The 24,553-nt window shown below is 38.1% G+C and carries 22 protein-coding genes and 1 tRNA gene; 14 read left to right on the top strand and 9 right to left on the bottom strand.

The annotated features are described in order from the left end of the window. Positions 1-117: 117 nt before the first annotated feature. Entirely contained in the window at positions 118-1,539 is a 1,422-nt protein-coding gene (locus tag WJM97_RS15175; RefSeq protein WP_353929629.1) for an NADP-dependent isocitrate dehydrogenase, read from the bottom strand. 318 nt (positions 1,540-1,857) lie between these two features. Between WJM97_RS15175 and WJM97_RS15170 the strand changes: the two genes are divergently transcribed. The 3 genes from WJM97_RS15170 to WJM97_RS15160 all read left to right on the top strand — a co-directional run bounded on the left by WJM97_RS15170 (position 1,858) and on the right by WJM97_RS15160 (position 4,034). After that, positions 1,858-2,571 (top strand): GUN4 domain-containing protein, encoded by a 714-nt coding sequence (locus WJM97_RS15170; RefSeq protein ID WP_353929628.1) that lies wholly within the window; start codon positions 1,858-1,860, stop codon positions 2,569-2,571. Positions 2,572-2,633: 62 nt separating this feature from the next. Continuing rightward, a complete protein-coding gene (tadA, locus tag WJM97_RS15165; RefSeq protein WP_353929627.1) occupies positions 2,634-3,110 on the top strand; it encodes a tRNA adenosine(34) deaminase TadA in 477 nt (158 codons plus the stop codon). A gap of 111 nt (positions 3,111-3,221) precedes the next feature. Continuing rightward, complete coding sequence (locus WJM97_RS15160) at positions 3,222-4,034, top strand: 1-acyl-sn-glycerol-3-phosphate acyltransferase (RefSeq protein WP_353929626.1); 813 nt, start codon at positions 3,222-3,224, stop codon at positions 4,032-4,034. Here the strand turns inward: WJM97_RS15160 and WJM97_RS15155 are convergent. Further along, entirely contained in the window at positions 4,019-5,005 is a 987-nt protein-coding gene (locus WJM97_RS15155) for an RsmB/NOP family class I SAM-dependent RNA methyltransferase (RefSeq protein WP_353929625.1), read from the bottom strand. The genes WJM97_RS15160 and WJM97_RS15155 overlap by 16 nt on opposite strands. A 211-nt stretch (positions 5,006-5,216) precedes the next feature. On the opposite strand from WJM97_RS15155, the gene WJM97_RS15150 reads away from it, so the two are divergent. Continuing rightward, positions 5,217-6,653 carry a DUF2157 domain-containing protein gene (locus WJM97_RS15150; RefSeq protein WP_353933180.1) on the top strand — a complete coding sequence of 479 codons (1,437 nt, stop codon included), beginning with the start codon at positions 5,217-5,219 and terminating at the stop codon, positions 6,651-6,653. A gap of 136 nt (positions 6,654-6,789) precedes the next feature. Next, complete coding sequence (locus WJM97_RS15145) at positions 6,790-7,500, top strand: GDYXXLXY domain-containing protein (RefSeq protein ID WP_353929624.1); 711 nt, start codon at positions 6,790-6,792, stop codon at positions 7,498-7,500. 136 nt (positions 7,501-7,636) lie between these two features. Here WJM97_RS15145 and WJM97_RS15140 read toward each other — a convergent pair whose 3' ends face one another. From WJM97_RS15140 to WJM97_RS15130, 3 genes are all read right to left on the bottom strand, one after another. Continuing rightward, positions 7,637-9,109, bottom strand: a complete 1,473-nt coding sequence (locus WJM97_RS15140; RefSeq protein WP_353929623.1) for a leucyl aminopeptidase — start codon at positions 9,107-9,109, stop codon at positions 7,637-7,639. 79 nt (positions 9,110-9,188) lie between these two features. Next, positions 9,189-10,919 (bottom strand): asparagine synthase-related protein, encoded by a 1,731-nt coding sequence (locus tag WJM97_RS15135; protein ID WP_353929622.1) that lies wholly within the window; start codon positions 10,917-10,919, stop codon positions 9,189-9,191. Between the two features lie 310 nt (positions 10,920-11,229). Beyond that, positions 11,230-11,466 carry a hypothetical protein gene (locus WJM97_RS15130; protein WP_353929621.1) on the bottom strand — a complete coding sequence of 79 codons (237 nt, stop codon included), beginning with the start codon at positions 11,464-11,466 and terminating at the stop codon, positions 11,230-11,232. A 317-nt stretch (positions 11,467-11,783) separates the two neighbouring features. On the opposite strand from WJM97_RS15130, the gene WJM97_RS15125 reads away from it, so the two are divergent. Then, complete coding sequence (locus WJM97_RS15125) at positions 11,784-12,770, top strand: cyanophycin synthetase (protein WP_353929620.1); 987 nt, start codon at positions 11,784-11,786, stop codon at positions 12,768-12,770. Positions 12,771-12,827: 57 nt separating this feature from the next. On the opposite strand, the gene WJM97_RS15120 is transcribed toward WJM97_RS15125, so the two are convergent. Beyond that, complete coding sequence (locus tag WJM97_RS15120; RefSeq protein ID WP_353929619.1) at positions 12,828-13,997, bottom strand: IscS subfamily cysteine desulfurase; 1,170 nt, start codon at positions 13,995-13,997, stop codon at positions 12,828-12,830. Positions 13,998-14,342: 345 nt separating this feature from the next. Here WJM97_RS15120 and leuC point away from each other — a divergent pair, with 345 nt between their 5' ends. From leuC to WJM97_RS15095, 5 genes are all read left to right on the top strand, one after another. After that, entirely contained in the window at positions 14,343-15,746 is a 1,404-nt protein-coding gene (gene leuC, locus WJM97_RS15115; protein ID WP_353929618.1) for a 3-isopropylmalate dehydratase large subunit, read from the top strand. Positions 15,747-15,862: 116 nt separating this feature from the next. Beyond that, positions 15,863-16,201 (top strand): hypothetical protein, encoded by a 339-nt coding sequence (locus WJM97_RS15110; protein ID WP_353929617.1) that lies wholly within the window; start codon positions 15,863-15,865, stop codon positions 16,199-16,201. Between the two features lie 58 nt (positions 16,202-16,259). Next, positions 16,260-16,868 (top strand): 3-isopropylmalate dehydratase small subunit, encoded by a 609-nt coding sequence (gene leuD, locus WJM97_RS15105; RefSeq protein WP_353929616.1) that lies wholly within the window; start codon positions 16,260-16,262, stop codon positions 16,866-16,868. A gap of 90 nt (positions 16,869-16,958) precedes the next feature. Then, on the top strand, positions 16,959-17,420 hold the full coding sequence (locus tag WJM97_RS15100; RefSeq protein WP_353929615.1) for an EVE domain-containing protein: 462 nt from the start codon (positions 16,959-16,961) through the stop codon (positions 17,418-17,420). Between the two features lie 151 nt (positions 17,421-17,571). Continuing rightward, the gene (locus WJM97_RS15095) at positions 17,572-17,808 is read left to right on the top strand and encodes a DUF3134 domain-containing protein (RefSeq protein ID WP_353929614.1); all 237 of its coding nucleotides are present in this window, start codon (positions 17,572-17,574) and stop codon (positions 17,806-17,808) included. A 101-nt stretch (positions 17,809-17,909) separates the two neighbouring features. Here the strand turns inward: WJM97_RS15095 and WJM97_RS15090 are convergent, their stop codons facing one another. Further along, the gene (locus WJM97_RS15090) at positions 17,910-19,319 is read right to left on the bottom strand and encodes a 1-acyl-sn-glycerol-3-phosphate acyltransferase (RefSeq protein ID WP_353929613.1); all 1,410 of its coding nucleotides are present in this window, start codon (positions 19,317-19,319) and stop codon (positions 17,910-17,912) included. Between the two features lie 169 nt (positions 19,320-19,488). Here WJM97_RS15090 and WJM97_RS15085 point away from each other — a divergent pair, with 169 nt between their 5' ends. Next, complete coding sequence (locus WJM97_RS15085; protein WP_353929612.1) at positions 19,489-20,121, top strand: DUF938 domain-containing protein; 633 nt, start codon at positions 19,489-19,491, stop codon at positions 20,119-20,121. A gap of 10 nt (positions 20,122-20,131) precedes the next feature. Here WJM97_RS15085 and WJM97_RS15080 read toward each other — a convergent pair. Continuing rightward, positions 20,132-20,204 (bottom strand) — tRNA-Ala (locus tag WJM97_RS15080). Positions 20,205-20,317: 113 nt separating this feature from the next. On the opposite strand from WJM97_RS15080, the gene WJM97_RS15075 reads away from it, so the two are divergent. Then, on the top strand, positions 20,318-21,226 hold the full coding sequence (locus WJM97_RS15075) for a rhodanese-related sulfurtransferase (protein ID WP_353929611.1): 909 nt from the start codon (positions 20,318-20,320) through the stop codon (positions 21,224-21,226). 5 nt (positions 21,227-21,231) lie between these two features. Continuing rightward, on the top strand, positions 21,232-22,182 hold the full coding sequence (gene cofG, locus WJM97_RS15070) for a 7,8-didemethyl-8-hydroxy-5-deazariboflavin synthase subunit CofG (RefSeq protein WP_353929610.1): 951 nt from the start codon (positions 21,232-21,234) through the stop codon (positions 22,180-22,182). Between the two features lie 112 nt (positions 22,183-22,294). Here cofG and WJM97_RS15065 read toward each other — a convergent pair whose 3' ends face one another. Next, positions 22,295-24,478 carry a polysaccharide biosynthesis tyrosine autokinase gene (locus WJM97_RS15065; protein WP_353929609.1) on the bottom strand — a complete coding sequence of 728 codons (2,184 nt, stop codon included), beginning with the start codon at positions 24,476-24,478 and terminating at the stop codon, positions 22,295-22,297. Between the last annotated feature and the right edge of the window lie 75 nt (positions 24,479-24,553).

Here is a 24,553-nt window from a genome sequence, read left to right as displayed (position 1 = left end):
TAAACATGATTTTTATACCAGTTATCAATCCTGTTCATCCTTTAATCCTGGAAATCCTGATTCTGACAAATAGGACGGGAAAAACCCGCCCCTCTATTTAACAGTAATTAACCAAAATTAACCAAAATGTTTGATAATTGCCTCAGCAAATTCAGAACATTTCAAAGGTTTTACAGGTGGTTCAATCATCCGCGCTAAGTCATAGGTAACTTCACCATTAGCAATGGCAGTACCTAGGCCCTTCTTAATCAAATCTGCGGCTTCTTGCCATCCCATAAATTCCAACATCATCACAGCCGAAAGAATTACAGAACCGGGGTTAATTTTATCTAGTCCTGCGTGTTTTGGTGCTGTGCCATGAGTAGCTTCAAAAATCGCGCAGGAATCACCAATATTTGCTCCTGGCCCCATGCCTAAACCGCCAACTATCGCCGCAGCAGCATCAGATAAATAGTCACCGTTGAGGTTCATTGTGGCGAGGATAGAATACTCATCTGGACGGGTTTGAATTTGTTGGAAAATACTATCAGCAATGCGATCATTGACCATGATCTTTTCCTTCCATTTCCCATTCCCATGAGTTGTCCAAATGTCATTGAGAACTGTTTCCACTTCTTTGACAATTTGGGCTTTTTTCTCAGCAGTTAAACCATCAAAACCAGGATCGATCATTCTGGCGTTTTCTTCTACGGAAATATTGGGGTTTTTCTCCTTATTTCCTAAGATCCAAGATTCCCTTTCTGTGACTGTTTCATGACGAAATTCACTGGTTGCTAATTCATAACCCCAATCTCTGAAAGCACCTTCTGTGTATTTCATGATGTTACCCTTATGCACCAATGTCACTTGTTGCTTGGCTTTGGGCAATTGTAAAGCGTGCTTGATGGCACGTCTAACTAAACGTTGTGAACCGCTTTTGCTAATGGGCTTAATTCCTATACCTGCGTCGAGGGGAATTTGCTTTTTACCATGTTCTGGGGTAGCGGGAATAAGTTCATTGTTGAGAATAGAAATGAGGCGATCGCCTATTTCACTACCCTGTTTCCATTCAATCCCCAAATAAATATCTTCCGTATTTTCCCGGTAAACAATCACATCCAATTTTTCGGGATTCTTGTGTGGAGAAGGAGTTCCTGCATAATAACGACAAGGACGGACACAGGCATACAAGTCAAAAATTTGCCGTAAAGCCACATTCAAAGAGCGAATCCCACCACCCACAGGAGTAGTCAAAGGGCCTTTGATAGCAATCCCATATTCCTTAATTGCTGTCAGAGTATCCTGGGGTAAATACTGATAAGTACCGTATAAATCACAGGCTTCATCCCCAGCATAAACCTTAAACCAGCTAATCTTCTTTTTACCCTTGTATGCTTGATTGACCGCAGCATCAATTACCTTTTCCGTAGCTGGCCAAATATCTACACCCGTACCATCACCACGAATAAAGGGAATAATGGGATTTTCAGGAACAACAGGTTCACCATTCTTGAAGGTAATTTTTTCGCCAGTCGTTGGGGGGGTAATCTTTTCGTACATAATTCACACATTCCAAATAAAATATCAAGGAGTCAGAAGAGACAGGGAGCAGGAAGCAGGGGAATAAAGGACTAATTTCTCATTTTTCTCCCCCTCACCCCATCTCCCCCTCACCCACTCTCCCCTTTGAGGCGCAGACTATCCCCTGGTTTACCTGGTACATTATTGGTAGCTCAGGCTTGGATTTCAGTTACATCGCCGCTGTTTTCTACAGTCAAAAATAGTAAACTACATTTCGCTATTTGTGCTTCATTTTGTAGAATGCCCAATAGCTGATTCCTTTTCTTTATTCACTGAAACGCTAACAAGAGTAATGGCATGACAGACCCAATGATTGTATCAGGCACTGCTAATGACATAGACTCCCTGCGCCAAAAATTAATCGCTGGGTCACAAAAAGTCCAACAACAAATCATCCCACAGTTAGCTGACTTGGGTAATGAAGGATTAGAGGTGTTGCAGGAATTCCTACTGAAACGTCGTGACACTCCAGCAACTTGGATTGATGGCAAAGCTTACCAAGTAGTCTACAACTCTGATGCACCTACAGCTAAGGAATTTCTAGAAACTAACTTTCCTGAAGGAATTGTACCTCTAAAATCCGACTGCGGGATCAGTTACAATTCTTTGCAACAATCTCTAATCCAGCAAGAATTTCAAGCTGCTGATCTGTTGACTATCCAAAAAATGTGTGCAATGGCAGGATCACAAGCAGTCCAAAGAAAATGGTTGTATTTTACTGAGGTTGAAAATTTTCCTGTTCAAGATTTGCAAACAATTGATCATCTTTGGTTAGTTCACTCAGAAGGTAAATTTGGCTTTTCTGTACAGCGAGAAATTTGGATGGGACTGGGTAGGAACTGGGAAAGCTTATGGCCCAAAATCGGCTGGAAAGACGGTAATAAGTGGACTCGCTACCCTGGAGAGTTTACATGGGATTTAAGCGCCCCTAGAGGTCATTTACCCCTCTCTAATCAACTACGCGGAGTCAGAGTTATGGCTTCTTTATTAGCTCATCCTGCCTGGGGTTAGGTGATGGGGTGATGGGGTGATGGGGAGTTAAGGGAAGAATAATAACAATAACCCAATACCCAATGCAGAATGAATATCTAAAACATCAGAAATGGATGAACCATGCCCTAAAATTGGCTCAGGTAGCTGGTGATGCTGGTGAAGTTCCCGTTGGTGCAGTTGTTATTGATCCATCGGGTAACTTAATTGGTGAAGGGGAAAACAGAAAAGAACGAGACAAAGACCCCACAGCACACGCGGAAGTAATTGCCATTCGGTCAGCAGCACAAAGTTTACAAAGTTGGCGTTTAGACCAATGTAGCCTCTATGTCACCCTTGAACCATGCCCTATGTGTGCTGGGGCTATAGTTCATGCACGTTTAGCCACATTGGTCTATGGAGTGGACGATACCAAAACTGGTGCTATTCGCACTGTTATTAACATCCCCAGTAGCCCTGCCTCTAATCACCGTTTACAAGTGGTCGGAGGTATTCTAGAATCAGCCTGTCGTCAACAATTACAAGATTGGTTTACAACTAGGAGGCATCAGCATAAATAACAGACAGAGATAAAACTGTCCGAAGAGGAAAACACAAAATACTCAAGAAAATTTACGGTGGACATAATCAAGTTTGCGTTACATTTTATCCGTTAATTCTTAGCCACTGTCATGATGGAAACTTACACTGCTTCTACCAAATCTCAATCTCAATTCACCAATACTTGTGTAAATACTACCTATGTAAATACTTCTGTAAATACTAAGGTTGTTTCTAGTAGATCAAAAGTTTCCTCTTGGTTAAGTCCTTTAGTTTATTACTTGGGACGTAAGATAGTTTTACCTACATTTTTTGGGAAAATTAATATTACTGGTCAAGAAAATATTCCCAAAAGTGGACCTATTTTACTTGCACCGACCCATCGTTCTCGTTGGGATTCTTTGCTTTTACCTTATGCTGCTGGTCGCTGTGTTACTGGTCGAGATATGCGCTTTATGGTGACAAGTAGCGAGTGTAAAGGTCTACAAGGCTGGTTTGTCAAACGCATGGGTGGTTTTCCTGTAGATACTCAACGTCCGGCGATCGCCACTTTACGGCATACGGTAGAGTTAATGGTACAGGGAGAAATGTTAGTAATTTATCCCGAAGGTGGAATTTATCGAGATGGCAAAATTCACCCCTTAAAATCCGGTGTTACCCGTTTAGCTTTGACATCTGAATCTATTCATCCAGGGTTAGAAATAAAAATTATTCCTGTTGGTATTAACTACAGTCAACCCTATCCTAACTGGGGTACAGATGTAAATCTTCATATTGGTGAACCAATTAAAGTTAGAGATCATATTAATGGTTCTCTCAAAAAAGACGCTAAAAACCTCACTGCATATTTAACAAATAAATTACAAGAATTAAGCCATAAAAAATCAGAAATTAATGCTCATGATTTGAGGAAAATAACTAATAATTCTCAGATATCTTCTTGATTTACATCTGACTGAGTGATCATATTTTTATACCTACTCATCGCCAAGATTGTTTCTAATTGCCCATCTTTTATTTCCCCATCCTCTGTATTTTGCAATAATACTGTAAATGCACCAGCACCTAATCTATCTTGAGGAAACATCCGATAACAAGGAATATCAGTTAAATGTGATTGATAAGTTGATAAATGCTCAACTTTTACAGCTTTAAACTGAGGGAATTTTTCTAAAAACCATTCACAAACTTGTTCATTCTCTTCTGGTGAATAGGTGCAAGTCATATACAGCAAATAACCTTGAGGGGCGACAACTTGGGCTGAATTAGCAATAATTCTTTTTTGACGATTGGCACTTTTATTAATTGAGGTATGGTGAAAACATCCCGGTGCTTTTCCACCTTTAGCTAATAAAGATTGTCCAGTACAAGGTGCATCAACTATGACCAAATTACTGGATTGAGAAAAACTCTCTGCAAAAATACTAGGATCTCGATTCACTACACAACTAGGTTGAATTTGACAACGTTTCAAATTAGAAATTAACATCCCTAAACGTTTACCAATCACCTCATTACTAATTAATAAATCAGGTTGTAACGCCTTCCATGCAAAGATACTTTTACCTCCTGGTGCAGCGCACATATCAAAAATTAAAGATATTGGTTGATTAATTGTTAACAAGACAGAAGCAGCAAATACAGAAGAAAAATCCAAACAATAAAAATATCCTTGTTGATGCAGAAAATGTTGACCAGGCTTTTCTGAAATGTTTAATCTATCTATAAATTTAGGTTGCCAAAGTGTTGATATTTCTACTACAAAAGGTGAAATTTGGGGACGTTCTTGACACCAAAGAATACAAGGTGAAAAAGGTTGAGGATCAACTAAAGCTGCAATAAACCTTGCTTGTTCATCAGCATTATTAAATAAACGACGGGCAACTTTTAGTAATAAATTTGAAGGCTTTTCCATATTTCCAAATTGAGTAAATTTAGCTACTTAGCACAGTCTAATAACTGTTACAGATAAACAATGCAATTAGGGTATTTGGCTGCATACTGAAAACATAATGACCATCATAGAGATTGCATTTTTAATGCGTGTCCGGCGTTACTTTTGGCTGTTGGCTAGAGGCTGACCATTTTTGACAGTTGTTAAACTCACCCATTACACCGGAGAGGTCATGATCTTAGATAATTTTGCGCGAAAATTACGCCAAGAAGCACAACGTTGGCGGGATGAGGGACTTATTAGTTCTTCTCAATATCAAAACATAGCAGACCGTTATCAATTTAACAAAATAGAGGCTGCTGCCAAAGAAAGTTCTGGGTTAATAGCCATTGCTGGTGGTGGTTTACTGTTAATTTTAGGGATCATTATCTTTGTAGCAGCAAATTGGCAAACATGGTCAAGAGAAATTAAATTTATCTTGTTGATGAGTTGGTTTTTATCAACTGCTATTACTGGTTTTTTGACTTGGAGAGAACCTAGTCTTGCGGCTGCGAGTGGGAAAAAACCACAACAGGGTAAACGACTTTTAGGCGAGGCTTTATTAATTCTCAGTGCCTTAATTTTAGGGGCAACTTTGATGTTAATGGGGCAAATTTTCAACATTAGTGGTTCAGCACCACAGTTATTTTTAGCTTGGGGTTTTGGGGTTTTGGTGATGGCTTATAGCCTATCTCTGAGTTCTTTGGGGGTTTTGGCTATTGTTTTGTTACAAATTGGCTATTGGTTGGGTTTGAGGGAATTTTGGTCTGCTGGTAGTGAATTAAATTGGGCGCGGTTAGCTGTACGACATACACCATTAATTTCTTGGTTATTGTTTGTACCTTTGGCTTATATTTGTCGTTCACGGATTATTTTTGTCTTGGCAGCGATCGCCTTTACTCTATCTCTGCAATACAATCTCAACCCTTTACCGTTATTAACTTTTTCTAATGTCATTCCTTGGGTAGCTTCTTTTGCTTTAGCACTTCCTCCGGCATTATTCTGGAGTTATGATGATTTACTTTTTCCCAATATTAATTATCGGTTATTTCAACCCATAGCCCGTAATTTGTCCTTAGTCTGTTTTGGTGTGGTGTTTTATTTATTATCCTTCCGTTGGCAATGGCAATCTTTTAGTTCTGGTTTTGGTAATTCACCTACCAATTTCTCGAATGTTTTGCAAGCTGTGCCTATAATTGATTTAGGAATTATCAGTGGTTTAGTAGTTTTGCAATGGTTATTTCTCTTTCGTCATCAGAATAATCCTATCCGGAGAGAAGTATTTTTTACGATCACAGTAATTAGTATTTTTCTCGGTTTCATTGTCATTATCCCTTTTTGGCATCAAAGTATTGGTCAAATTACTGAATTGGGAATTTTTATTTTCAATATCCTGTTGATAACTTTAGCTTGGGGATTAATTCAAGAAGGATTGAAGTTAAGTCACAGAACTGCTTTTTGGTCTGGTATGTTATTATTCATCCTCCAAGTCATCAGTCGAGTGCTAGAATATGACACTGATATATTGTTTAGATCATTAGTGTTCGTGTTGTGTGGTTCTGGTTTGATTTCTGCTGGTTTATGGTTTGAACGTCGTTTACAGGAACGTTCTACAGCTAAAAAGTCGTAGATCATCTGTGCATTAGAATTAACAAATATATTAAGTCTCTGCGTTGAATATCCTATGAGTCATTGGTCATTAGTCATTAGAAAAAAACTGATAACTAATAACTGATAACTAACAGTTAACCTATTATTTATTGATCATGGCAAATAATTCACCTGACAAAAATAAAACCTTAACTCCAGAAAAAGAATTTTCTGAAAAGTTAACTTTTCGTGATTACTTAATTGCAACTGAACAAAAAGCAAATCAACCTTTACCGATTTGGCGGCTAATCGCTCCTTTGATGGTACAAATAGGGTTAATTTTAGCAGTTCCCAGTCAAGCAATGTATACAGAAATGACAGGTAAAACTGTAATTTTGCAAACTATACCTGAATATTCTAATAATGTTTTGCAAGGTTCTTCTGTATCCTTTGATTATAATATTTCTCGCACAGATACCTTGAGAAGATTACCAGGATGGAGAGATTGGGTAGACCAAAATTCAATTAGAAATGGCAGAATTAATCAGGGTAGTACCTTGTATTTGGTTTTGCAAGAACAACGAACTTTTAATCGTGCTGTTCCTCCTGCTTGGCGGCCTGTACGTGTAAGTAGCGATCGCCCCATTTATTTACCTAATAACCAGGTGGCGTTAAAGGGTAATTATCAAGATGGTGTAATTAATTATGGTCTGGAAAATTATTATGTCTCCGAAGAACAAAGACAGCAAATTAATAATGATTTGTCCCAAATACAGCAAAACCGCAACGGACGCACAACACCAATTACAGTTAAGGTAAAAGTAGATCCTCAAGGTAATGCTGTACCCACAAGTATGTGGATAGGCGATCGCAATTATCGCTTTTAAGTCAGGAGGGGCGAACGGCCGTTCGCCCGTACATAGGATAATAAAAATAAATTTCTTTCTTATTTCCTATTACTGTCACCTGTAACCTGTAACCTGTAACCTGTAACCTGTAACCTGTCACCTGGTTCAACTGAGGTTAACTCAAAACCCAATGAACCAAAGTTCTGACACCAAAACCAGTAGCACCAGCACCGTTGTAACCATTTTCCTTATCCGCCCAAACAGGCCCGGCAATGTCTAGGTGCGCCCAGGGAGTATCCTTAACAAACTGTTTCAAAAACAAAGATGCAGTAATAGAACCACCATAACGAGGTCCAGTATTTTTCATATCCGCAATACCAGATTTCATCCCCTCAAAATATTTCTCCTCCATCGGCATCCGCCAAAGTTTCTCACCTGCGTTTTCTGAAGCAGTTTGTAATTGGGCAGCTACATCATCATCTGGTGTAAATAAACCAGCAATATTATCACCCAAAGCCACAACACAAGCACCAGTCAGGGTAGCTAAATCAACCATGGCATCCAAACCCAACTTGTCCGCATAAACTAACGCATCAGCCAAGGTTAAACGCCCTTCAGCATCAGTGTTGTTAACTTCGATTGTTTTGCCATTGGATGCGGTTAAGATATCTCCAGGGTGCATAGCCTTACCGCTAATCATGTTTTCGGTAACGGCTGAGATAAAGTGAACTTCCACATCTGGTTTTAACTGCCCAATAGCTTTAGCTGCACCCAAAGTAGCCGCCGCGCCACCCATGTCAATTTTCATGGTTTCAATGCCGCTACCAGCCCCTTTAATATTCAAACCACCAGAGTCAAAGGTTAAACCCTTACCAATAATCGCTAATTTTCGTTTAGGTGTAGTGGTGGGTTTGTAGATAAGATGAATAAATTTAGGTGGTAAGTCAGAAGCTTGGGCAACTCCTAAATATGCCCCCATACCCAATTTTTCGCAATCTTCTTGTTCGAGAATTTGTAATTCTAAACCATGTTCTTTGGCTATAGCTTGGGCGGTTTCTGCCATTGTAATTGGTGTCACCGCATTAGCTGGGGCTGCTACTAACTGTCTAGCTAAAATTACCCCAGAGACAATTTGTTCTGCACGGGTAATAGCTGCTTCTTGTCCTGCTAACCCCAGTAAATCTATAGTTTCGATATCGGGATTTTTATCTTCTGGTTCAGATTTGAAGCGAGTATCTTGGTAAAGTGCTAATTCTGCCCCTTCTGTAATCGCTTGGGCTGTAGCTGCTGGTTCATGATTGTACACAGGTAAGCTAATAGCCAAAGTTTTAGTTTTTTGCTTTTTCGCACTTCGCGCCACTGTAGCCGCAGCACGGCGTAAGCTTTCTAAGCTTAGTGCCTCTGGTTTTCCTAAACCCACTAAAATCACTTTCCGCACAGGATAACTAGCACCGACCCGAATGACAACGGTACTATTCACTTTACCTGTAAATTCTTCTTCAGCAATGATTTCTTGGATAATTCCGCCACTTTTCTCATTCAAAGTCGCTAAATCGCCTGTTAACTCCACTGCATCTTCAAATAAACCAATTGCTAAGGTATCACCACTCCAATCTAATAAAGCTGTGTCGCTGGGTCGAATTGTCATGTTTGTAATGTTCTGTTAACTTTCCTTACTTGTACCAGTATTGCTCAAATTTTCTCCTGTGTGGGGTTTGGAGTGATTTTTATTTATTTTTATTCACCTGTAACCAAATTTCTAAACTTACTAATAGCCACAGTTTCACACCGTATCTTCCCCAGGTATCATTTTTAAAATTTAACCAATTTCGTAATACTTCCTGATTGATATAGGTAGAAATTTCATTATTTCTAGTTAATAATAATTTTCTGGCTTCTTTTTGCCAGTATTTTTTAAAACCTAATTGCACAGGAACCATCATCCCACTTTTAGGACGATTGATAATTGTATCGGGTAAAATATCGCTGACTGCTTTTTTTAAAACTGCTTTTTCTTCTACTCCTGAAAGTTTATATTCTGGAGGAATTTCCATACTTAAATCCACTACCCGCTGATCAAATAATGGTGACAAACCTTGCAAATTTGCAGCTTGGGTTAAGTTATTAACTTTAGTCAGGATATGATCTGCACCTTTAAATTTAATATTCAAAGACATTAATTTATTCAGGTAATTATCTTGAGAATTTAAATCATCAGCAAATATAGATAATTCAGTGTTTAAAGTTTTTAATACTTCTGGTTTTAACAGTTGTGGTAAATCCAGAAAACATTTTTTAAAAGATATTAAATATGCTTGTAGAGAATCTTGGTTATTAATATATCCATACAAACTATTAATTAACATAGCTTGGTTTTTAGGTCCACCAAAACAAGGATCTCCGCCTTCTCCATTCAGAATAGTTTGGACATTTTCTCTAGCTAATTTTCCTAATAAAAAATTTGGTACTGTTAAAGGATCTCCAATTGGATCATCCAGATGTAACATAGTTTGTGGCAGCTTTTCCCACATATCTGGAAAGGTAATTTCTAAAACGTGGTGTTGAGTTTGACAATGTTGGGCAACTAAACCAGAAAATTCTAATTCATTTGGTGTTTCTTCGCCAAAATGAATTGAGTAGGTGTGAACTGGTGCATCATGTAATTTTGCTGCTAATGCTGTGATACAACTAGAGTCTAAACCACCGGAAAGAAACACACCCACAGGTTGATTTTGAGGTAAATATTCTGTAACTACTTGCTCAAGTAAATTATATAATTTTTGACTATAAAATTCTAAAGGTTGATTGATATCTTTAACTTGTTCTTGCAGTTGCCAATAGTGATAAACTTTATCTGATGGCATTTCTATCATTGTCCCAGGACGAATTTCATGGACATTTTGCCACATTGTTCTTTCTCCTGGCACAAATGCACAACATAAATAATCCCGTAATGCTACTATATCTAAATCATTACTGCGATAAGGGTTAAGGGTGGTTAATTTAGGGGCAATCCAGCGAGTTGAACCAGTATTAGTGTAATATAAAGTCCGGCTACCTACGGCATCTCTAATTAAAGATAATATTTGTTTTTCTCGATCCCAAACGACTAACCCAAACATTCCTAATAATAGGGTTAAACATTGGGAGTTATATTTTTCCCACAGATGGGCAATTATTTGTTGATTACTAATATTTTCGTGATCATCAATGGCTAATTTTTGTATTAATTCATCACGATTACTTAACCATATATCCCCAACTACTACAAATCTTTTTTGAGGACTGAGGGCAAATTCTGAGGGTGTGGAAATTATTGCTAATTTTTCATCTTGCCAAATTGCATTTTCTATAGAATTATCTACATTATCTAATTTACCGTAAGCTATATACCAACTGGGATTTATGTCCAGATTAGCAGTTATAGATTCTGGTTTTTTAAAAATGTTCAAAAACATAGATAGCACCAATAATTAACACAATTTTAGTACCCAACGGTTCAGAATATCAAGCTGTTTGTCGTGGTTTAAGTCGTGTGCAGGATTTTCAAACCCAGGTGATAGGAATCCCGATGGGGATGAAATCACTACAGCAATTCTTAGAACAAAATTGTCAACATCTCAATCAACAAAATCAACAAGTTTTTTCGTGGTTCTTTACAGGGGTTGAAAAATCTAGAAACAGCCGCTTACCGTTGAGCAAGTTCTCAAACTCAGGTTTAGATCCCCCACCTTCTCAACAAGCTGGGGATCTAAGAATTACGTGAGCTTAAATTGTCGCTTCTTTGCTTTGAGAATCAAAGAAAATCTCAAAAGCATCTTGGGGTGCTTGTTGCCGTAAGTGCTGAATATAACCATCTGCATCTGATCTAGTACGGAATCTAGCAACAATTATCCGTTTTTGTTGTGCAACCAAACGAGCTATAGTCCAACTATTCAGCCGGTTTCTATAAGAAATTGCCTGATTTTCTGATTTTTTCTCTTGGAAATCTGAGTTTTGTGGCATGATTATATTAACCGTATAAACTTGAGTATTTGGCGTTGGTGTGTCTCTTAGGGGGGATAACACTAGCGCCTTTAATTGTTGATGCCACCTTGTTATTACATAATTTTGTGATTGTCAATACTTAGTGCAACAAAATTGTTTTAACTCAGCAATAAAACCGAGGAAAATTAATTTATTTAGTTAGTTCAGGTACTAACAGTAAATATACTAAAACTTATCTGGTTACTCTGTTAATAAAATCACAAAATTGCTTGTAAAATAGTTACATAACATCCTAGAATCTACTAGGTAACAAATAGGCTAATTCCCATAATTATATGAGATTAATAACATCAATTTTAACACAAGTAGCCACAGAAATGGGAGCTACTGTTTTAATAGAGCCAGAATATCAATTGATTGGACACATCACCTTTAAAAATGGAAAAACCTCAATATTTGATCACAATAAACTAGATATTAATGGTTATGGTGCGGCTAATTTAGCTAAAGATAAAGGGTTTTCTAATTATTTTCTCAACCAACTGGGTTACAAGGTAACAGCAGGACATACTTTTTTTAATGATAAAATCTGTGCAAATATTAGCAACCCTAGAAACATCCATGATGGTTGGAATTATGCCCAAGAATTAGGATTACCTGTAATTGTTAAACCATTAAATTTAAGTCAAGGATGTTTGGTAGCCAAGGTATATAAAAAAGATGAATACTATCAAGTAGCAGAGAAAATTTTAGCAATTCAATCAGGATTAATTGTAGAAAAATTTTATAGCGGTAGCGATTTTAGAATCTTAGCTTTAGATAATGAAATAATTGCCGCTTACCAGAGAATACCTTTATCTATAACTGGTGATGGTAATTCTACTATTAGAGAGTTATTGATCAAAAAACAACAAAAATTAAGGCAAATAAATAAAAAAGTATTAGTTGATTTACAAGATTTTCGGATGTTGCAAAAGTTAAAAACACAAAACCTCACTTTTGATAGTATAGTTGATCAAGATACTGTAGTTTATCTTTTAGATAATGCCAATCTCTCTACAGGTGGTGATGCAGTAGATTTCACTGATCATATTCATCCTGATTTTCAAGAATTGGCAATTAATATCACTAAAAACATGGGATTGAGACTAGCAGGTGTTGATATTCTTACCTCTGATATTACTCAACCTTTGCTAGATTATACCCTCTTAGAAATTAATAGCGCACCCGGTTTAACTTATTATGTTTCCTTGGGTGAAACGCAAATAGAAAGAGTAAAATATTTGTATGCTAAGATTCTGCAAATATTAGAAAATAGCTGATTAGATTGATGAAAATAGCGGGCAAGATGCCCGCACCACAATCTTTAACTGTTAGTTTCAACGACTAACTGCCAAGGTACTTTGTAAACTGTTCACAGTAGTAATAAAATGTTGTGCAACTTTATCTATTTCTTCCACAGTATTAAACCTACCAAGACCAAACCTGACAGAAGCATAAGCTAATTTTTCAGGATGTCCTAATGCTGTTAATACATAGGAAGGTGCAACATGATTAGAAGAACAAGCAGACCCAGAAGATACTGCTACTATCGGTTGTAAACCTAAAGAAAGTGCCGCACCATCCACACCTTCAACACTAATATTCAAATTTCCTGCTAATCTTTTTTGAGGATGTCCATTTAAATAAATTCCCTCAACTTTAGATAACTGTTGCCAAAGTCTTTCCCGCAGTTCTGTTAATCTTTGATTTTCTGTTTCTTGTTCTGCAATGGCAATTTCTACAGCTTTACCAAAGCCAACTATTTGGGGTGTGTATAAAGTTCCAGAACGCATTCCCCTTTCATGGCCTCCCCCATGTTGTTGTGCTGCTAGTTTAACTCTGGGGTTGCGGCGGCGAACATATAAAGCCCCAACACCTTTTGGCCCATAGACTTTATGGGCAGTTAAAGACATTAAATCAATGTTTAATGCTTCTACATCTAAGGGAATTTTACCAATAGCTTGGGCAGCATCTGTGTGGAAGAGAATTTCTTTTTCTCGGCAGATTTTACCGATTTCTGCTAATGGTTGTAAAACGCCTATTTCGTTATTGGCAGCCATCACAGACACTAAAATTGTATCATCACGCAGGGCTTTTTCTAATTGTTCTAAATCAATTAGACCATCTTTGTTAACTGGGAGAATTGTAATTTCAAAACCCAGACCTTTTAAATATTCACAAGGATCTAAAACTGCTTTATGTTCTGTTGCTATGGTGACAATGTGTTGACCTTTAGAAAAGTAAGCTTCAGCTACACCTTTGATGGCTAAATTATTAGCTTCTGTTGCTCCACTGGTAAAAACAATTTCTTCTGGGTTAGCATTAATAGCAGTCGCTAAAATTCCTCTAGTTTGTTTAACTGCTGCTTCTGATTCCCAACCATAAACATGACTAATACTAGCGGCATTGCCAAACTTTTCTGTAAAGTAAGGAATCATAGCATTTAGTACCCGTTCATCTACAGGTGTAGTTGCATGACAGTCAAGGTAGATAGGACGATTAGACATAGATTAATTTGGAGATTTCACCTATTTATTGATTTCTATTGCAGGTGCTTTATATAAGTAGTTTGATGTAAAAAAGTTTTCTGATGATTAAAAAACTAAGCTCAGTAAGTAAATTGAACTATAGATGTAATGATACTTCTATTATAAAGTGTGAATGCTAATGTTATTTTATGAACATTCAAAGTTCAGATAAAGTTTATATTTATTAACAATTTATTAACAATCTGTACATAAACGAGTTTGTATGACCATACAGAAATTCATCAAAACCAGAGTTGGAATTATTTACGGAGTACCATTTTCTGATAAGATTATAAACTCGACTCCTTTAACATAAATTGACGTATGAGCAAGGGAACTCTGTTTGACAAAGTTTGGGACTTACACACCGTTGGTACACTTCCATCAGGACTAACGCAACTCTTTATCGGCCTCCATCTTATTCATGAAGTTACCAGTCCCCAAGCCTTTGCTATGCTCAAAGAGAGGGGTTTAAAAGTCTTATTCCCCCAACGCACAGTAGCCACAGTTGATCATATTGTTCCTACTGAAAATCAAGCTCGTCCCTTTGTGGATAGCATGGCAGAGGCAATGATCCAGGCATTAGAAAAGAGTTGTCAAGAAAATGACATAACTTTTTACAATATTGGTTCGGGAAATCAAGGTATAGTTCATGTTATTGCTCCCGAACTGGGATTAACCCAACCGGGAATGACCATTGCTTGTGGAGATAGCCACACATCTAGTCATGGTGCATTTGGGGCGATCGCCTTTGGCATCGGTACAAGCCAAGTTAGAGACGTTCTCGCCTCCCAAACCCTAGCATTATCAAAACTCAAAGTTAGAAAAATCGAAGTAAACGGCCAACTCAAACCCGGAGTTTACGCCAAAGACGTAATTTTACATATCATCCGGACATTGGGAGTAAAAGGTGGCGTAGGTTACGCCTATGAATACGCAGGAACAACTTTTGCACAGATGAACATGGAAGAACGGATGACCGTTTGTAACATGGCCATTGAAGGTGGGGCAAGATGCGGATATGTCAACCCCGATCAAATTACTTACGACTACCTCAAAAATAGAGACTTCGCTCCCAAAGATACAAACTGGGACAAAGCCGTTGCCTGGTGGGAATCTCTGCGGAGTGATGCGGATGCCGAATATGATGATGTAGTAGTATTTAATGCCGAAGACATACCCCCCACCGTCACCTGGGGAATTACACCAGGTCAAGGTATCGGTATTGATCAAAAAGTTCCCGCTGCCGCAGAATTAGCAGAAGAAGACCGTTTTGTAGCCGAAGAAGCCTATCGCTACATGGACTTGTATCCTGGTCAACCCATCCAAGGCACAAAAATTGATGTGTGCTTTATTGGTAGCTGCACCAACGGACGCATCAGCGACCTGAGAGAAGCAGCCAAAATAGCCCAAGGACGCAAAGTTGCAGAGGGAGTCAAAGCCTTTGTCGTACCCGGTTCAGAACGAGTTAAACAAGAAGCCGAAGCCGAAGGACTAGATAGAATCTTCGTCGCAGCAGGTTTTGAATGGCGCGAACCAGGGTGTTCCATGTGTTTAGCCATGAACCCAGACAAATTACAAGGTAGACAAATTAGCGCCTCCTCCTCCAACCGTAACTTTAAAGGTAGACAAGGTTCAGCATCCGGCCGCACCCTGTTAATGAGTCCCGCAATGGTAGCCACCGCCGCCATTAAAGGTGAAGTCGCCGATGTGCGGGAAATGCTGTAATCCCATATAACCCCACCCCTAACCCCTCCCCGCAAGCGAGGAGGGGAGTGAAAAAAAGGCTAGACTAGAAACCTGCCCCATAGGAAAAAAGCAAAAAACAAAGACAACTAAATCAAATGGTACCACCAGAATATGATTTTGATATTGCAAAATTTTGTGGTTTGAAGGGAGGAGAAATGTTGTCTCATGCTTACCAAGCAGTATGCGAAGGAAAACAACTCATTGAATATAATTACAATGCATTAGATTGCCAAAATGTTTCCATTGAATTAGCATCTAAACGTCAAAATGAGTTTCAATTTTGCATACAAGCTGTAATTTTATTTCAAGTAAGTATGGAAGCCATTATTAATCAAGTAATTATTACAAAACCAGAAATCCAGAAATTTATAGAAGCTTCCTTCAAGAAGCATATAGAAACGATAAATAATATCCGATGTGAAACCTCTCTATAATCAATTTGATATATTTTTAGAGTTAAAATGTCCTTCGTGCCTTCATGGTTCATTAATTATGCAAAGTGAAGTAAAACAAATATCAGGTAACGCCGTTCCTCTAATTGGCAATGATATAGACACAGACCGAATTATCCCCGCCCGCTACCTGAAAGCCATCACCTTTGACGGCTTAGGAGTAGGGGTATTTATTGACGACAGAACCGCCTTAAATGGTCAACATCCCTTTGACTTACCCCAATACCAAGGGGCAAAAGTATTAATAGTTAACCGTAACTTCGGCTGTGGTTCATCCAGAGAACACGCACCCCAAGCACTCGCCAAATGGGGCATAAAAGCAGTCATTGGTGAAAGTTTCGCCGAAATCTTCTTTGGTAACTGTGTAGCAATGGGAATACCATGCGTAATAGCAGAAGAAACAACAGTTAAAAAACTACAAGAATTAGTTACCGCCCATCCCCAAGCAGCCATTACCATAGATTTGGAAAAATTGCAAGTACAAATCAATGATTTTACCGCCCCGGTGGTGATGAGTGAAGGGACAAGAACCGCTTTTGTGGCTGGAACTTGGGACGCTTGCGGACAACTGGTAGCCAATGCAGAACAGGTAAAAGCCACAGCAGGTAAATTACCTTACATTGGTTGGGGGAAATTAGTCGCTAGTTAATAGCAGAATTAGCTTTTTAATTATTAATTCCTGTCCGGGTTTAGCATTGCTAAACCCCTGCCAATATCGTATTAATTTATAAAAAAATAAATGCCAAATATTAATTACTGGTTAATGAAATCAGAACCAGCAGCATACAGTATTCATAATTTACAACAGCAAAAACAAACTATTTGGGATGGTGTGAGGAATTATCAAGCCCGTAACTTTTTAAAACAAATGCAAGTGGGAGATTTAGCCTTTTTTTATCATTCTAATACTCAACCTCCTGGTATTGTCGGGTTAATGAAAATTGTAGAAACAGGTATTGCTGACCCCACCCAATTTGATCCAGATAGTGAATATTATGATCCTAAATCTACCCCAGAATCACCACGTTGGCAGACAGTAAAAGTAGAATTTGTAGAAGAATTTTCCCAACCAATTTTATTATCTACACTCAAAGAAAAATTTAACGGTGATGAATTATTAGTAGTTAAAAAAGGGAATCGCTTATCAGTAATACCTGTGATAGAATCAGTAGCAAAAAGTATCCTGGTAACGAATAATTGATTTTCATCAAGAATAGTCTATAATTGGGTAGAAGATTTACTTGTCAGGAGTTAAAATTTGCAGCTTTGATCAAAAACTAAACAATTCAATTACCTGACAATAGATTACATTTTCATCCATACAACCGAGAATCTTAGGCAATATATATTTTATGCTTGATGGACCATTGCATGAACAACCCCGCAACCAACGAGCTACTGTAATTCGTACAAGTAATGAATTTGTACTTTTAGAATGGCTCAAGTCTACAGGAAGATTAATAGAACGTGAACCTGTAGAATCTACTAATCTCAATAATAACGTAGAAGAAATCTCAGAAATTATTGATCTTGACGATCTGACCTATGACGGTGATGATGATGATGCGGCAGTAGATGTAGAAGATTAAGACTTAGATGGTAGAAATCACGAGCTATGATGTATTTTTTGAATCTTTAGTGATTTCTACCCCAGAATAAAACCTTTTTCTTTGCGTCTTGTCCTGTGATTTTAATCCTTAATTAATCTCTCCAAAGCTACAAATAAATCCTGAGTTAAATCACTCACTCCCTGTCTAAAAGCCTGTTTATTACCCTGACAAACCTGCCATCTTTCCGTTACAGAAATTGGTTCACCCACAGTAATCATAGCCTGTTTTAAACCTAAACGCGGCCTACCCGGTAAAGTCGAATCTTTAATTCTAGATAACATATCAAACATTAATAACACCGTTTCTGCAAACCTATCAGCAGTTGGTTTTTCTTGAATATAATTAGCAGTAACCGCTACAAAACTTTCAGCTATTCTCATGTGCTGCATTCGTAAATCTGCTTCTTCTGCTACCCAGTCAGCTAAACCACGTTTCAAAGGTGGTAGACTATGAATATCTTTGATATCATCCCGATAAATATAATTCCAACCTGCTTCTTCCAACCGCCGACATCTATCAATAAAATTACCTTGTGGTTGGACATTAAAATATTTTTCTGTAATTGTTAATGCCGTATCCATTAAACGGTGTAATCTATTAATTAATAGCTCATTAGCTGAGATATCTTGAGATATAACCTCGGTAAACTCTTGATGATAAAAACGACGATAAAATTCCTCCATTTCCGTAATTAAATATTCCGCTAATCGCAAAATTCGCTGATATAAAATTTCTTCCTTATTTTTCCCACTTTGATTAATTTCTGCCCCTACTAAACCGCTATCAGCTTCTAATTTGGATAATAACCAATCTATTTTTTGCCAAGGTGGAATCACATAACTATATTTAATCGCAACTGGGATAATAAAAACAGTTTCTGTCCGGTTAGCTTTTTGTAAATCCTCCACACACCAAAAACCCATCTGTGCCACACCAGGTTCTAAAGGACTAACCATACCACTATGACCATTTGTACCACCTTCAGGGGCGATCGCAATGGGTATTTTTGCATTTACAAATAAATTTCTAGCCATTTGAATTGCATTTCTATCTACCTTTCTTCCCCTGCGAACAGGTACACCACCACATCGAGAAAATAACCATCCTAACCAATTTCCTGCCCATAAAGTCATTCCTCTTTCATACATAAAATGACTATGCACAGGATATTGTAAAGAAATCCCTTTTTCCCTTGCTACCTGGGGAACAATGCGAGAAAGTAGATATAACATTGACAAAGGATCTTCTACTTCTGGATGACGAAAAGCAATTAAAAACCGAATTTTTCCCCCTTGAAACTCATGATATAATTTAGCTAATACCTCAGCATTTTGAGCCTCAATTTTGACAATCCCCGCAGGTAGCCAAGGTCTAGTTCTTACCCTCAAAATAAAAGGTAGAAATAAAGACATAACCTTGAGTATTAAAGGATTAAAACGTGGAGGAATAAACTTTAATGGTGGTTGGGTTGAATTAATAGACTTAGGCAAATTTTTCTCCTGTAATATAGTAAAACAAGGTAAATAAAAAGCGATCGCACTAATCACAATTTTATGTGAACCTGCACAGAATCATAAAATTCATTAATTGATCTTTTACTTATCCTCAATCATCTGCGTTTATCTGCGTTTATCTGCGTTCAATAAAAACCAAAGAACTATGAACACAAACCCAGAACAAAAACAGTTTGCACCAGCAACCCAACGCAACCGCAACGCAATTTTAGATGTACTCTTACAAGTATTACCAAAAGCAGGAACAATCTTAGAAATAGCCAGTGGAACAGGAGAACACGCAGTATTTTTTACTCCCCATCTAGCACCGCGAAAATGGCTACCTTCTGACCCAAACCCCTTATTAAGAGACAGTATCACAGCTTGGGCAGCAGAATTTAAAAGTGATCATCTTTACCCACCGATAGATTTAGATGCTCAGTTACCATTGTGGCCAGTTGAAAAAGAACAAATCACAGACTCGCCTATTACCGCTATAATTAACATTAACATGATTCATATTTCCCCGTGGTCAGCCTGTTTGGGACTCATGTCCGGAGCTAGGCGTATTTTACCCGCTGATGGCATCCTTTATTTATATGGCCCATATAAACAAAACGGAAAACATACCGCACCTAGCAATGCTGATTTTGATGATTCTTTACGGTCACAAAATCCAGAATGGGGAGTGCGTAATTTAGAGGATGTGATAGAAGTTGCAAAAACTGAAAGTCTGACATTACACAAGATTTACCAAATGCCAGCGAACAATCTATCTGTTGTATTTAAACGTGATTGATGTGAAATTATGGAGATTAGCGGACTCGAACCGCTGACATCCTGCTTGCAAAGCAGGCGCTCTACCAACTGAGCTAAACCCCCGTTTTTAGGTCAAAATCAAAAGTCAAAATCAAATTAGGTTTCTTTCTAGTTAGAAAAGAGCTAATTTTAAACTTTGATAAAATAATATCCTGTTATGCTTTTTTTGTAAACAGATGAACCCAGAAAATATTGTAGTAGCTGCACTGTATAAATTTGTCAGTTTAACCGATTATCAAGAACTGCAAGCACCGTTGTTATCTTTTTGTCAGCAGCAAAACATTAAAGGCACAATTTTACTAGCAAAAGAAGGAGTTAATGGAACTATAGCTGGTTCTCGGACTGAAATTGATGCAGTTTTGGGTTTTCTCCGTAGTGATGCCAGGTTAGCAGACTTGGAGCATAAAGAATCCTACACCGAAACACCGCCATTTGAAAAAATGAAAGTCCGGTTAAAGAGAGAAATTGTGACATTGGGAATACCGGAAGTTGATCCTAATCAAAAGGTGGGAACTTACGTTAGTGCTGAGGAATGGAATGATTTGATTTCTGATCCAGAGGTGAAAGTAATTGATACCCGCAATGATTATGAAGTCAGTATTGGTACTTTCAAAAGAGCAGAAAATCCCCAAACGCAGATTTTCCGAGAATTTCCTGAATACATTAGTAAAAATCTAGACCCGAACAAACATAAAAAAGTAGCCCTATTTTGTACTGGTGGTATTAGATGCGAAAAAGCCTCATCCTATATGTTGGCTCAAGGTTTTGAGCAAGTTTATCATCTCAAAGGCGGTATTCTCAAATATTTAGAAGCAGTTCCCCAGGCAGAAAGTTTGTGGGAAGGAGAATGTTTTGTGTTTGATGAACGGGTGGCAGTGCGTCACGGTTTGGAGGAAGGAAGTTATGAGTTATGCTTTGGTTGTGGTCATCCCATTTCCGAAGCAGATAAATCTTCACCTGAGTATGAAGAAGGTATTTCTTGTCCTCACTGTATTGGTAGTTTGACAGCGGAAAAAAGAGCAAGACAACAGGAGAAGTGGAAACAGTACAAGTTAAATAATATTTCCATCACTCCTCAATCCTGAATTCTATGTCTCAAAATATTGTTACCTACAGCCCTGCTTATACTATTGTGCCTACTTATGAATGTTTCAATAGGTGTAGCTACTGCAATTTTCGGACAGATCCTGGTAAAAGTCCATGGTTAACGCTTCTAGAAGCTGAGAGTATTTTGCAAAGACTTCAAAATCAAGGTATCTGTGAAATTCTCATTCTTAGTGGTGAGGTTCATCCTTTATCACCCAGAAGAGAAGCTTGGTTTCAGCTGATTTATGACTTGTGTGTTTTAGCTTTAGCAATGGGATTTTTGCCCCACACCAATGCTGGGCCATTGAGTTTTCCGGAAATGCAAAGGTTAAAAAATGTCAATGTCTCGATGGGTTTGATGTTAGAACAGTTGACACCCAAATTGTTGAATACCGTACATTTTCATGCACCCAGTAAATTACCTGATGTGCGTTTACAACAGTTAGAATGGGCGGGAAAATTGCAGATTCCTTTCACCACCGGCTTACTTTTGGGAATTGGAGAAACTGAAGATGATTGCTGGCAAGCTTTAGCTGCTATTGCGGATTTGCACAAACAATATAAACATATACAAGAAGTGATATTACAACCCCACAGTCCTGGAAATTTACAAACCTTGAATGCAGAAGCTTTTGATCCTCGTCTACTGCCAAAACTCATCGAAAAAGCACGGAATATTTTACCCGCAGAGATTACCATTCAAATTCCGCCTAACTTGGTAACAGATGACAATTGGTTACTAGCTTGTTTAGATGCTGGTGCTAGGGATTTAGGGGGAATCGGTCCTAAAGATGAAGTTAACCCTGATTATCCTCATTTACAGAAACACAAACTGATGGAGATTTTAAAAACAGCAGGATGGGAATTAGTACCACGTTTACCTGTATATCCTCATTTTTATAGTTGGTTGAATGAAGAAATGGTTACAGCAGTTAAAAATTACGGCGTTGCTTAATTGAAGTATGAAATTGAAAAATCAAAAAAATGAAACTCTTACTCTCTGCGACTCTGCGTGAAATAAAATCATACTCTTAATCAGCAACGCCAAAATTACGTGGTAGACAGGGCTAATTCTTGCCAAAAATAGTGGATATATCTTCAGCTTCTGAAATAACCTCTAAGGTAATCTCAGGTTCAGGCTGATGAATTGGTTCAAAACGTGCAGGTATGCGAACTTCAATGTCAGCACCGTTGATAATCGCACCCAGTAGTCCTAGCTCATTTTCCACTAACTCATCAATGGCTTCTGTTAACATATTTTCTTGAGTGTAGTTGGGCCGAGTCACTAAAACAATACCATCACTGTAAGGCTGCATGAGTAGAGCATCATTGGAAATACTTAAAGGATTTGTGTCTATAATTACTAAATCGTAACGTTGACGTGCATCTTCGATCAACAACCTAATTTCCATAGATTCTATGACAGCAGCAGATTGATTTACAGGGCCTGCGCTGGGGATAATGTATAGGTTTTCTACATCAGGAACTATATGAATACAGTCACTTAACGTGGAATAATATATTAAGGGTTCGATGGCAGCATAGGAATCAGGGGTAACTTTTAAGGATGAGGCTTGAGATGCTGATCGCAAATCTGCTTCAATAATTAGGGTTCTTTTGCCAGCTAATGCTGAAGCTATACCTAAATTGTAAGCACTAACTGTTTTACCTTCTTTACTACCAACGCTAGTGATTAATACTACTTTAGCATCTGTACTACCCAACCTCCGCAAGTTACTACGGAACTTCTCATAAAACTCCAAGTAAGGAGAATTGGGAGAAAGTAACACTGGTAGGGTGTCTGGTTCTAAATCATCAACTGGTATTAAAGGCAATTCTCCCAGTAGCAATACATCCCGCTGTTTGAGGCTTTCGCGGATATCTTCTCTGGTCTTGAAAGTACCTTCTAATGAACCTAATAAGAATATGACACCACCGCCAATTGCAATACCCAAGACACCACCGATAGCCAAGGTAACAGGTAAACTCTTGGGTTTGTTGGGTACAGCGCTGGGAATTGCTTCTTTAGCTAAGTTTAGACTACCAACAGTTTCTGCTTCTGCTGCCTTTGCATCTATCAGTTTGGCTTGCATTTGATCATGGATGGCTTTTTTGAGTCCTAACTCTTGTTCTAAGCGCGATCGCTCCAATTGCTTGTTAGGGATGAGAGCGTATTCTTGCCGCAATTGAGTCTCTTGTTCAATTTGCTGTTTTAGTTGTTGCTCCAAGGTTTCTAGTTGGGTTTGCAAAGCCACCATTTGGTTTGCTAGTGCTTGTCGTGTGGGGTCTAAACTACTTTGGGTACGAATACCCGTGACATTACCTCGTAAAGGTGCAGCCATACCACCCCCACCCAATACTTCCGCAGCGCGTTCTTGTAGCAGTTCTTCTGATGCTTCTTTCTGACGCTGTAATTGAATCATGGTGGGATGTTCAGGACGTAAATCTTTACGAAGTGTAGCTATTTGCGTCTCTACTTGGTAAATCTGCGATCGCAAGTTACCGATAATAGGATCAGCACTCAAAGCTGAAGAAACATAGGCCTGTCCTACTGTTAAACCCAATTTATCTTCTAAAGAGCGGATCTGAGCATTAATGCCAGAAATAGTCAGTTTGATAGCTCTTTGTTGATTTTGACTACTACTAATTCCACTTAGCAAACTACCATTTTCTGCTGCTAAGATAACTGGCATTTCCCGACGATCATATTGTTCTAATCTATTTTCTGCTAATTGAAGTTCTTTCTTTGCATTTGGTAAGAGTTCATCTATTTTTTTAATAATAGCATTTAAGCGGCCAGTGTTAATTTCACGGCTTAATATCACCATTTGTTTCATCAATTCATCCAGAAATTGCTTGCCTCTCTTCGGATCACTATCTTGATAGTAAACCATCATTAAAGGATTAATTAATTGCCCACTTTTACTATCATACTTAGGCATGACAATTTTTATTTTGGACATATCTGGCTTGACTCGTACTGTATCTACTACTTTTCTGATCACTGGTTCTGATAGTAGAGTTTGTTCTGTTAGTTGTTGTCCTTGTTGCTGAATGTCACTTGCTGTTTTCGAGAAGGCAACAGGTGGAATGTTATAGCGTAAAGCACCTTCTATCATGAATACATCTTCTGGTTCTGGTTGTAAAGCTACTACAGTTGCGCCAGATAATACTAATACAAAACTAGCTATTCCAATCCATTTATACTTTTCAAAGGCAATCAGATATTTTTTAACAATTGGTGGTGCCATAGTATTTATTTTATTAGTTATTAGTAATCAGGAAAAAGTATTTACAAAATATGATTATGCCTAATGATATCGGTG

The sequence above is a fragment of the Okeanomitos corallinicola TIOX110 genome, from assembly GCF_038050375.1.
Classification (GTDB): Bacteria; Cyanobacteriota; Cyanobacteriia; order Cyanobacteriales; family Nostocaceae; genus Okeanomitos; species Okeanomitos corallinicola.
Note: the sequence above shows the minus strand (reverse complement) of the source record. Positions and strands in the feature narration are given on the sequence as shown.